Raw genomic sequence first — 10,141 nt, forward strand, 5'->3', positions numbered from 1 at the left:
CCTTCGCTCAACGAGGGGACGACCATGGAACTTCACCAGCATTACCCGGTGCGGCTGCGCATCAACGGCCAGGAACGCAGTTTCGACGTCCAGGCCTGGGTGACCCTGCTAGACCTGCTGCGCGAACGGGCCGGCCTCACCGGCACCAAGAAAGGCTGCGACCACGGCCAGTGCGGCGCCTGCACGGTCCTGGCCGGCGGCAAGCGCATCAATGCCTGCCTGACCCTCGCCGTCATGCACGACGGCCATGACATCACCACCGTCGAAGGCCTGGCCGAAGGGGACCGGTTGCACCCGCTGCAGCAAGCCTTCATCGACCACGACGCCTTCCAGTGCGGCTACTGCACGCCGGGCCAGCTCTGCTCGGCCGCCGGGCTGATCGCCGAGGGCGAGGCCAGGACCCGCGACGAGGTGCGCGAACTCATGAGCGGCAACCTGTGCCGCTGCGGCGCCTATCCCCAGATCGCCGACGCGGTCTGCGAGGTGCTGGGGGTCGACCACGGCAAGGTGGGCGCATGAATCCCTTCGCCTTTACCCAGGCCCGCGACCTGGACGGCGTGCTGGCGGCCATGGCCGCCGGCGCCCGTCCCGTCGCGGGCGGCACCAACCTGATCGACCTGATGAAGGAAGGCGTCATGGCGCCGCCCCGGCTGGTCGACATCAACGCCCTCGGCCTGGACAAGGTCGAGACCTCCGCCGAAGGCGGCCTGCGGCTGGGCGCCCTGGCGCGTAACGCCGATACCGCCTACCACCCGCTGGTGCGGACGCGCTACCCGCTGCTCAGCGCCGCCATCCTGGCCGGCGCCTCGCCCCAGCTGCGCAACATGGCCACCGACGGCGGCAACCTGATGCAGCGCACCCGCTGCGTCTACTTCTACGACGTCGGCACACCCTGCAACAAGCGCGAACCCGGCAGCGGCTGCCCGGCGCGGGACGGCCTGAACCGCCAGCACGCCATCCTCGGCGCCAGCGAGCACTGCATCGCCATCCACCCGTCCGACATGTGCGTGGCACTGCGCGCACTGGACGCCAGCGTGCACGTGCGCTCGGCGCGCGGCACCCGCAGCATCCCCTTCGCCGATTTCCACCGCTTGCCCGGCGATCGCCCCGACATCGACAACACCCTCGAGGCCGGCGAGCTGATCACCCACCTGACCCTGCCGGAGGCCGACCGCTTCGCGGACCATTCGGCCTACATCAAGGTGCGCGACCGCCTGTCCTACGCCTTCGCGCTGGTATCGGTGGCCGCGGCCCTCGACCTTGCGCCGGGACGGCGCATCCGCGCGGCCCGCATCGCCCTGGGCGGCGTAGCCCACAAGCCCTGGCGGGTCGAGGAAGCGGAACACGCGCTGGCGGACCAGGAAGCCGGCGAGGAAGCCTTCGGCGCCGCCGCCGACATCATCCTGCGCGGCGCCCGCGGCTACGGCGAGAACGATTTCAAGATCCCGCTGGCGCGCAACGCCATCGTCCAGGCCCTGGGCAGGGCCGCGCGCGGCACGGCGGACCGGGACGGCAAGGAACCCGGAGGACAAGCATGACCGATCTGATCCCAGAACTGCGCACCCCGAGCGCCCCCGAGGGCACCGGCCGGGTGCGCGCCGGCATGGCGGTATCGCGCGTGGACGGCCGCGCCAAGGTCACCGGCGAGGCGCGCTACGCCGCCGAGCACGAGGCGCCCGGCCTGTGCTACGGCGTGGCCGTGAACAGCACCATCGCGCGCGGCCGCATCGTGCGCATCGACCTGGTCGACGCCCTCACCGCACACGGCGTGATCGCCATCCTGACCCACGAGAACCGGCCCAGGATGCGCGACGCCGACCTGGCCTACAAGGACATGACCGCGCCCGGCGGCTCGCCTTTCCGTCCCTTGTACAGCGACCGCATCTTCTACAGCGGCCAGCCGGTGGCCCTGGTGGTGGCCGCGAGCTTCGAGGCGGCGCGTCATGCGGCCGCACTGGTGCGCGTCACCTACGAGAGCGAGGAGCACCAGACCGACCTGCTGGCCTCGCTCGACCAGGCCTACGAGCCGCGTCCCATGAAAGCCGGCTTCACCCCGCCCTCCTCCAAGGGCGACGCCGCCAAAGCCTTCGACGCGGCCCCGGTCAAGGTCGATGCCCAGTACTACAACGGCGTGGAGCACCACAATCCGATGGAGATGCACGCTTCCACCGTCATCCGCAGCGAGGACGGCCACCTGACCATCTACGACAAGACCCAGGGCTCGCAGAACTGCCGCTGGTACGTGTCGCGCGTGTTCGGCCTGTCGAAGAACAAGGTCACGGTACGCAATCCCTACGTGGGCGGCGCCTTCGGCTCCGGCCTGCGCCCGCAATACCAGCTGCCGCTGGCCGTGATGGCGGCGCTCAAGCTCAAGCGCTCGGTGCGGGTCGTGCTGACGCGCCAGCAGATGTTCAGCTTCGGCCACCGCCCCGAAACCTGGCACCGGGTGCGCCTGGCCGCCGACCTGGACGGCCGCCTGCAGGCCATCATGCACGAGGCGATCCAGGAAACCTCGCGCCTTGAAGACTATGTCGAGGTGGTGGTGAACTGGTCGGGCCAGCTCTATGCCTGCGACAACATCGACCTGGGCTACAAGCTGGTGGCCCACGACCGCCACTCGCCGATCGACATGCGCGCGCCCGGCGCCGCCCATGGCGTGCACGCGCTCGAGGTGGCGATGGACGAACTGGCCTACGCGCTGAAGATGGACCCGCTCGCGCTGCGCCTGAAGAACTACGCCGACGTCGCGCCGATCGAGGACAAGCCCTTTTCCACCAAGGCCCTGCGCGAATGCTACCGGATGGGCGCCGAGCGCTTCGGCTGGGAATCCAGGCCCCAGGAGCCGCGCACCATGCGCGAGGGCGATGAACTGGTCGGCTGGGGCATGGCCACCGGTGTCTGGGACTCGCTGGTGATGGTGGCCCGCGTCTCGGCCGAGCTGCGCGCCGACGGCCGCCTGGTGGTGTCGAGCGCCGCCTCGGACATCGGCACCGGGACCTACACCGTGATGGCCATGATCGCGGCCGAGGCCATGGGCATGCCGCTCGAACACGTGATCTTCCAGCTGGGCGACTCGAACCTGCCGCCGGCGCCGGTGGAAGGCGGATCCTCGCACGTGACCACGATCGGCTCGGGTGTCGCCGGCGCCTGCGACAAGCTCAAGAAACGCCTGCTGCGCCTGGCCCAGGCCCTGCCTGAGTCGCCCTTCGCCAAGGCGCGCATGCGCGACGTCGAATTCGCCGACGGCGCGCTCAGCCTGCGCAAGCAGCCCGGGCAGCGCCTGCCGCTCACCGAGCTGCTGGCCGCTTCGCAGCTCGACCGGGTCGAGGAAAAATTCCTCATGACCCCGCAGATGCTCAAGCAGCGCAAGTACACCCGCGCCGTGCATTCGGCGGTGTTCTGCGAAGTGCGGGTCAACGAGGCGCTCGGCATGGTGCGCGTCACGCGCGTGGTCAGCGCGGTGGCGGCCGGGCGCATCATCAGCGCCAAGACCGCGGCCAGCCAGGTCAAGGGCGGCGTGGTGTGGGGCATCAGCCAGGCGCTGCACGAGGAATCCCATACCGACCACCGCTTCGGACGCTTCATGAACCACAACTACGCCGAGTACCACGTGGCCGTGAACGCCGACATCCACGACATCGGGGTCCTGTTCGCCGAAGAAGACGACCGGGTGGTCAGCAAGCGGCTGGGCGCCAAGGGCGTGGGCGAGATCGGCATCGTCGGGGTGGCCGCGGCGGTCTCCAACGCCCTCTTCCACGCCACCGGCAAGCGCCTGCGCACCACCCCGATCACGCCGGACAAGCTGCTGCTGGGTGAGCGGGCGCTCCCGGCGCAGCCTTGAGCCCAGGCCCGTGGGCCGCGCGCCCACGGGTTTCCTCATCGGCAATGCGTGTTGTGGCGTCCCGCGCCATCCGTATTTTCCCCTAGTTGCATAAGCATATACACTCTGGTACAACCTTCCTGCGTACCTACGCGCTGCAAAATAAACAATACGAGACCAGAGGACGACACCATGAAATTCAAGACGATGTGCACCGTCGCGTGCATGGCCCTGTTCAGCGCCGGCATGGCCCAGGCCCAGAACTACCCGACCAAGACCATCACCATGATCGTGCCGTTCGCGGCCGGCGGCCCGACCGACACGGTCGCGCGCCTGGTGGCCCAGTCGATGGGCAACACCCTGAAGCAGCAGATCATCATCGAGAACGTCGGCGGCGCCGGCGGCACCATCGGCGCCGCGCGCGCCTCCAAGGCCGCCCCGGACGGCTACACCCTGTTCCTCCACCACATCGGCCACTCGACCGCACCGGCCCTGTACCGCAAGCTGAGCTACAACGCCGAGACCGACTTCGAGCCGATCGGCCTGGTCACCGACGTGCCCATGACCCTGGTGGCGCGCAAGGACTTCCCGGCCAAGGACTTCAAGGAACTGCTGGCCTACGTGAAGGCCAACAAGGACAAGGTCACCTACGCCCACGCCGGCCTGGGCGCCGCCTCGCACCTGTGCGGCATGCTGCTCCAGACCGCCATCGGCGTCGACCTGACCACCGTCGCCTACAAGGGCACCGGCCCGGCCATGAACGACCTGCTGGGCGGCCAGGTGGACCTGATGTGCGACCAGACCACCAACACCACCAGCCAGATCAAGAGCGGCAAGATCAAGGCCTACGGCGTGACCACCAAGGCCCCGCTGGCCGCCCTGCCGGGCGTGCCGACCATGTCCAGCGCCGGCCTGCCGAACTTCGAGGTGGCCGTGTGGCACGGCCTGTACGCGCCGAAGGGCACGCCGAAAGCGGTGGTCGACACCCTGTCGAACGCCCTGCGCGCCGCGCTCAAGGATCCGGTCGTCAAGCAGCGCTTCGCCGACCTCGGCACCGAGCCGGTGTCCGACGAGCGCGCCCGTCCGGAAGCCCTGCGCAGCCACCTGAAGTCGGAAATCGCGCGCTGGGCGCCGATCATCCATAAGGCCGGCGCCTACGCTGACTAAACGCGCTTCCTGAGTAATCAATCCCGGACCGGCCAGCAAGCCGGCCCGGGATTCGCCCGTTACAATAGCATTTTCATAAGCAAAAAAGGGGACCCCACGTGCCTGCCTTCATCCGCCATCCGAAGGACTTCTGGATCGGCATCATCTTCATCTTCTTCGGCCTGAGCGCCGTCGTCATCGGCCAGGACTATGGCATGGGCACCGCCGGCCGCATGGGTCCGGCCTACTTCCCGGTCGTGCTCGGCGGCCTGCTGGCCCTGATCGGCGCCATCGGCGTGATCCGTTCCTTCATCCGCCAGGGCGAACCCATCGGCCGCATCCACGTCAAGGAGCTGGTGCTGATCCTGGCCGCCGTGCTGCTGTTCGGCTACCTGGTGCGCAATGCCGGCCTGGTGCCCGCGGCCATCGTCCTGATCATGGTCAGCGCCTTCGCCAGCCCCAAGTTCCACCTCGGCAAGACCGTCGCCCTGGCCATCGGCCTGGCGGTGTTCGCCGTGCTCCTGTTCGTCAAACTCCTTGGCCTGCCGATGCCTATCCTGGGCGCCTGGTTCGGTGCTTAACTAAAAGAAGAACAACATGGAAATCCTCAGCAATCTCGGTCTGGGCCTGGAAACGGCCTTCACCCTCACCAACCTGCTGTATTGCCTGATCGGCGTGTTCGTCGGCACCGCGGTGGGCGTGCTGCCCGGCCTCGGCCCGGTGGCGACCATCGCCATGCTGCTGCCGGCGACCTTCGGCCTGCCGCCGATCTCGGCCCTGATCATGCTCGCCGGTATTTATTACGGCGCCCAGTACGGCGGCTCGACCACCGCGATCCTGGTCAACCTGCCGGGCGAATCGTCCTCGGTGGTGACCGCCATCGACGGCTACCAGATGGCCCGCAACGGCAATGCCGGCAAGGCCCTGGCCACCGCCGCCATCGCCTCCTTCTTCGCCGGCACCGTGGCCACCATCCTGCTGGCCCTGGCCGCCCCGCCGCTGGCCGACCTGGCGCTCAAGTTCGGGCCCGCTGAATACTTCTCGCTGATGGCGCTGGGCCTGGTGGCCTCGGTGGTGCTGGCCAGCGGTTCGCTGCTGAATGCGATCGGCATGGTGGTGCTCGGCCTGGTGCTGGGCATGGTCGGCACCGACGTCAACTCCGGCGCCGCACGCTACACCTTCGACCTGCCGCAGCTGGCCGACGGCATCAACTTCGTGATCGTCGCGATGGGCATGTTCGGCATCGGCGAAATCGTGCGCAACCTCGAGCACGACGAGACCCGCAACCTGGTCATGAAGAAGGTCAAGGGCCTGATGCTGGACAAGGAAGACCTCAAGCGCATCGTCGGCCCGGTCCTGCGCGCCACCGGCCTCGGTTCGCTGCTGGGCATCCTGCCGGGCGGCGGCGCCATGCTGGCCTCATTCGCCTCCTACTCGATCGAGAAGAAGGTCTCGCCGAATGCCCGCAACTTCGGCAAGGGCGCGATCGAAGGCGTGGCCGCCCCGGAAGCGGCCAACAACGCCGGCGCCCAGACGTCCTTCATCCCGATGCTGACCCTCGGCATCCCGTCGAACCCGGTGATGGCGCTGATGATCGGCGCGATGATCATCCAGGGCATTCAGCCGGGTCCGGCCGTGATGACCGAGCAGCCGGCCCTGTTCTGGGGCCTGATCGTCTCGATGTGGATCGGCAACCTGTTCCTGGTCGTGCTGAACCTGCCGATGATCGGCCTGTGGGTGCGCATGATCATGGTGCCTTACCACTTCCTGTACCCGGCGATCCTGATGTTCTGCGCGATCGGCGTGTTCAGCCTGAACAACAGCGAATTCGACGTCGGCCTGATGGCGGTGTTCGGCCTGCTCGGCTACTTCTGTTCCAAGCTGGGCGCCGAGCCGGCGCCGATGCTGCTCGGCTTCATCATCGGACCGATGATGGAGGAATACCTGCGCCGCGCCCTGCTGCTCTCGCGCGGCGATCCGATGGTGTTCGTGGAGCGTCCGATCAGCGCCACCATGCTGGTCCTGGCCGCGATCGCGATGTCCGTGGTCCTGCTGCCTTCGCTGCGCAAGAAGCGCGAGGAAGCCTTCCACGAAGAAGAGTAATCGCTTCTCCGAAGCCCGCACCGCCAGGTGCGGGCTTTTTTTTCGGCGCTGTCACCGTTAAATGTAGAAATTGAACTGCCGGGTTTCCTGCTGGTCCAAGTGTCATTGATCGACCTGGACACTGGAGACGGCAATGGACGGCAAGCGCTTCGCGACGTGGATGCGGCAACTGCCGCTGCTGACCAAGGGGCAGCGCGGCAAGCTCATGGAGGCGCTCGGGCCGGCGCTTGGCCTGGATCGCCTCCGCGAAGCAATCGAAGTGAACCGGCCGGCGCCCTGCTGTCCGGCGTGCGAGGCCGAGCGCCCTTATCGGCATGGCCAGCTCCGCGGCCTGCAGCGCTATCGCTGCCGCGCCTGCTGCAAGACCTTCACGGCCCTGAGCGGCACACCGCTGTCTCGCCTGCGCCATCGCGGCAAGTGGCTCGACTATCTGGATAAGATGCTCGACGCCAAGAGCGTACGCGCGGCCGCCGAGGCGGTCGAGGTGCACCGCAATACCAGCTTTCGCTGGCGCCACCGCTTCCTGGAACTTGCCAAGCACGACAGGCCGCAGCACCTGAACGGCATTGCCGAGGCTGATGAACTCTTTTTGCTGGAATCGCAAAAGGGCTCGCGCCAGTTGGATCGGCCGGCACGCCGGCGGGGTGGAGTGGCTTCCAAACGCGGCATCTCGCGCGAGCATGTGTGCATCCTGGTCGCCCGCGACCGCACCGGGCAAACACACGATTCCGTCACGGGACGCGGCGCGGTCACGACACCTCAGCTGCACCGGCACTTGCTGCCCGTGCTAGATCTGGACGTGCTCCTGGTCACCGATGCGCATGCGGCCTACCGGGCCTTCGCGCGCGAAGCAGGTATCTCCCACGAATGCGTCAACCTGCGCGCCGGCGAGCGCGTGCGTGGCGCCGTCCATGTACAGAACGTCAACGCCTACCACCGCCGCTTCCGACAATGGCTGGCGCGCTTTAACGGCGTCGCCTCACGTTACCTGCCGAATTACCTGGGCTGGCAATGGGCGCTGGACGGTGCGCGCATCGCTTCGCCGGACCGCTTTCTGCGAGCGGCGATGGGCCTCTTCCACACTTAACGAGGACAGCGCCTTTTTCGCCTAGTCGAAAGCGCGCTGCCGCAGCAGCAGCGCCGCTCCCGCCAGTCCCACCCACATCAGCACCCAGAATACGTCCATGCCGGCCAGCAGCGCTGCCTGCTGCGTCACCGGCGCCGCCGGGTCCAGGGCCGCTTCCGCCAGCCGGGCGCCGTGCAGCGCGCCGCGTTCCTGCAGCAGCTCATTGGTCGCGCCCACGCCCAGCGCCAGCGCGGGCTGGCTCAGCATGTTCTTGAGCTGCTGGGCGTGCGAGAACACCACGTTGTTCGCCTGGAAGTCCTTGAAGCCGTGCACCGCCGTCGCGGCCATGGCCACCACCAGGAAGCCGCCGAACAGGCCAATCCACCAGGTCACCCCATCCCAGGCATGGCCACGCGGATCGAGATGCGAGAAGTGCCAGCCCAGCAGCGCCAGCATCAGGAATGCCACGACGTAGAACTTGGTCGCATGCGGCCGCACGCGCACCGTCGCCAGCACGGCCCAGAAGGCGAGGAAGCTGACCGCCATGCCGGCCGACTGCAGCCGCCCCGCCGCCTCGAAGCCGACGCCGAGCGCGCGCTGGACCAGTTGCGGCAGCGCGGTGCTGACCGCGCCCAGCACCAGGTAACACAGGCTGAAGATCGCCAGCCCTGCCCGGTAGCGCCGGCTGCCCAGCACCTCCAGGTGCAGGAAAGGCGCGCGCCGGCGCGTATGCAGCAGCCCGAAGGCCAGCAGCATGGCCAGCCCGAGCGCCAGCAGGAACAGCGCGTGGGCGCGCTCGCCATGCCAGTCGTAGGCCAGGCGCTGGGCGCCGAACAGGGCCAGGCCGGCGCCGCCGGCGAGCAGGGCCGCATCCAGCGTATGCAGGCGCGTGGGACTGCCATCGAGGGTATCGGCCCCGGCCGGCAGCCAGCGCGCCGCCAGCGCGGCGGCGCCCAGCGCCACGAGGGCCAGGACCAGGAACATGCCGCCCCAGGCTTCGCGCCCGACCAGTTCGGCCGCCGCCCAGGGACCGAGGGCGATCCCGAGCGCGAGCGCGCTGCCGAAAGCGGCGATGCCCTGCAGGCGCTGGGGCGACGGCGGGATCAGGTTGACCAGCATGCGCGAGACCGTCATGAACGCTGCGCCGCCGGCGGCCATCAGGATGCGCCCGAGGGCGAAGACCGGCACCCGGTCCGCGCCCGCGCTCAGCCAGGCGCCGAGCAGGAAGCACAGCAGCGACGCCAGCAGGTAGCTGCGCCAGCCCAGGCGCTGGACCAGCACCGTCACCTGCGAGATCGCCAGCACTGCCACGGCGGCGTACAGGGCGCTGAGCGCCGCGTACTCCTCCGGCGAGGCCCCGATGTGGCCCATGCTGGGCGCCGCGGCAAACACCAGCATCCCGGTCTGCAGGAATTCGATGAAGTTGAGGGCGAAGATCGCGGCCAGCAGGGCCGGGCGCGGGATGGCCGGGAAGTTCATGGCGGGCTCCTAGCGCTGCGCGACGCCGCTTGCACGTCCCAGCGCGCGCTCGACCGCGGCCTCCGCGCCCTGGTCCTCGGTGGCGTACACCACCGTCTCGTAGCGCTGGCGCTGCGCGCCGGCCTGCATCAGCGCGGGGCCGTCGCGGCGGCTGGTGTCGATCTCCACCTTCATCGACAGCCCCAGGCGCAGCGGGTGGGCAGCCAGTTCGGCCGGGTCGAGGGCGACGCGCACCGGCACCCGCTGGACTACCTTGATCCAGTTGCCGGTCGCGTTCTGGGCCGGGACGGCCGCGAAGGCGCTGCCGGTGCCGGCTTCCTGGCCCGCCACCGTGCCGTGGAAGACCACCGCGTCGCCGTACACGTCCGCGGTCACCTTGACCGGCTGCCCGATGCGCACGTCGCGCAACTGGGTTTCCTTGAGGTTGGCCGTGACCCACATCTGGTCCAGCGGCACGATCGCCATCAGCGGCGCGCCGGGCGCCACGCGCTGGCCCAGCTGGACATTGCGGCGCGCGACGATCCCGC

The 10,141-nt window shown here is 68.8% G+C and carries 9 protein-coding genes; 7 read left to right on the forward strand and 2 right to left on the reverse strand.

Annotated elements, in window-relative coordinates; all coding sequences use genetic code 11:
- Nucleotides 1-24 precede the first annotated feature (24 nt).
- From KBW95_RS17520 to KBW95_RS17550, 7 genes are all read left to right on the forward strand, one after another.
- Nucleotides 25-519: a (2Fe-2S)-binding protein gene (locus KBW95_RS17520; RefSeq protein ID WP_211528884.1), complete on the forward strand. Its 495-nt coding sequence runs from the start codon at nucleotides 25-27 to the stop codon at nucleotides 517-519.
- Entirely contained in the window at nucleotides 516-1,538 is a 1,023-nt protein-coding gene (locus tag KBW95_RS17525) for a xanthine dehydrogenase family protein subunit M (RefSeq protein ID WP_211528885.1), read from the forward strand. The genes KBW95_RS17520 and KBW95_RS17525 overlap by 4 nt, the downstream gene beginning before the upstream one ends.
- Nucleotides 1,535-3,841 (forward strand): xanthine dehydrogenase family protein molybdopterin-binding subunit, encoded by a 2,307-nt coding sequence (locus KBW95_RS17530; RefSeq protein ID WP_211528886.1) that lies wholly within the window; start codon nucleotides 1,535-1,537, stop codon nucleotides 3,839-3,841. The genes KBW95_RS17525 and KBW95_RS17530 overlap by 4 nt, the downstream gene beginning before the upstream one ends.
- A 171-nt stretch (nucleotides 3,842-4,012) precedes the next feature.
- On the forward strand, nucleotides 4,013-4,987 hold the full coding sequence (locus KBW95_RS17535) for a tripartite tricarboxylate transporter substrate binding protein BugD (protein WP_211526724.1): 975 nt from the start codon (nucleotides 4,013-4,015) through the stop codon (nucleotides 4,985-4,987).
- 98 nt (nucleotides 4,988-5,085) lie between these two features.
- A complete protein-coding gene (locus KBW95_RS17540) occupies nucleotides 5,086-5,547 on the forward strand; it encodes a tripartite tricarboxylate transporter TctB family protein (protein WP_211526725.1) in 462 nt (153 codons plus the stop codon).
- Between the two features lie 16 nt (nucleotides 5,548-5,563).
- Nucleotides 5,564-7,069 (forward strand): tripartite tricarboxylate transporter permease, encoded by a 1,506-nt coding sequence (locus tag KBW95_RS17545; protein ID WP_211526726.1) that lies wholly within the window; start codon nucleotides 5,564-5,566, stop codon nucleotides 7,067-7,069.
- 133 nt (nucleotides 7,070-7,202) lie between these two features.
- Complete coding sequence (locus KBW95_RS17550) at nucleotides 7,203-8,156, forward strand: IS1595 family transposase (protein WP_211528887.1); 954 nt, start codon at nucleotides 7,203-7,205, stop codon at nucleotides 8,154-8,156.
- A 21-nt stretch (nucleotides 8,157-8,177) separates the two neighbouring features.
- On the opposite strand, the gene KBW95_RS17555 is transcribed toward KBW95_RS17550, so the two are convergent.
- The gene (locus tag KBW95_RS17555) at nucleotides 8,178-9,614 is read right to left on the reverse strand and encodes an MFS transporter (RefSeq protein ID WP_211528888.1); all 1,437 of its coding nucleotides are present in this window, start codon (nucleotides 9,612-9,614) and stop codon (nucleotides 8,178-8,180) included.
- A 9-nt stretch (nucleotides 9,615-9,623) separates the two neighbouring features.
- Nucleotides 9,624-10,141: HlyD family secretion protein (locus tag KBW95_RS17560; RefSeq protein ID WP_211528889.1), on the reverse strand; the 518-nt coding region annotated here is incomplete at its 5' end.

This window comes from Massilia sp. ZL223 (assembly GCF_018119395.1).
GTDB lineage: Bacteria > Pseudomonadota > Gammaproteobacteria > Burkholderiales > Burkholderiaceae_D > Telluria.

Bases quoted from the DNA above. Each gene is read 5' to 3' on its own strand.
- KBW95_RS17520 (WP_211528884.1), top strand. From the start codon at position 25: ATGGAACTTCACCAGCATTACCCGGTGCGGCTGCGCATCAACGGCCAG.
- KBW95_RS17525 (WP_211528885.1), top strand. From the start codon at position 516: ATGAATCCCTTCGCCTTTACCCAGGCCCGCGACCTGGACGGCGTGCTG.
- KBW95_RS17530 (WP_211528886.1), top strand. From the start codon at position 1,535: ATGACCGATCTGATCCCAGAACTGCGCACCCCGAGCGCCCCCGAGGGC.
- KBW95_RS17535 (WP_211526724.1), top strand. From the start codon at position 4,013: ATGAAATTCAAGACGATGTGCACCGTCGCGTGCATGGCCCTGTTCAGC.
- KBW95_RS17545 (WP_211526726.1), top strand. From the start codon at position 5,564: ATGGAAATCCTCAGCAATCTCGGTCTGGGCCTGGAAACGGCCTTCACC.
- KBW95_RS17550 (WP_211528887.1), top strand. From the start codon at position 7,203: ATGGACGGCAAGCGCTTCGCGACGTGGATGCGGCAACTGCCGCTGCTG.
- KBW95_RS17555 (WP_211528888.1), bottom strand. From the start codon at position 9,614: ATGAACTTCCCGGCCATCCCGCGCCCGGCCCTGCTGGCCGCGATCTTC.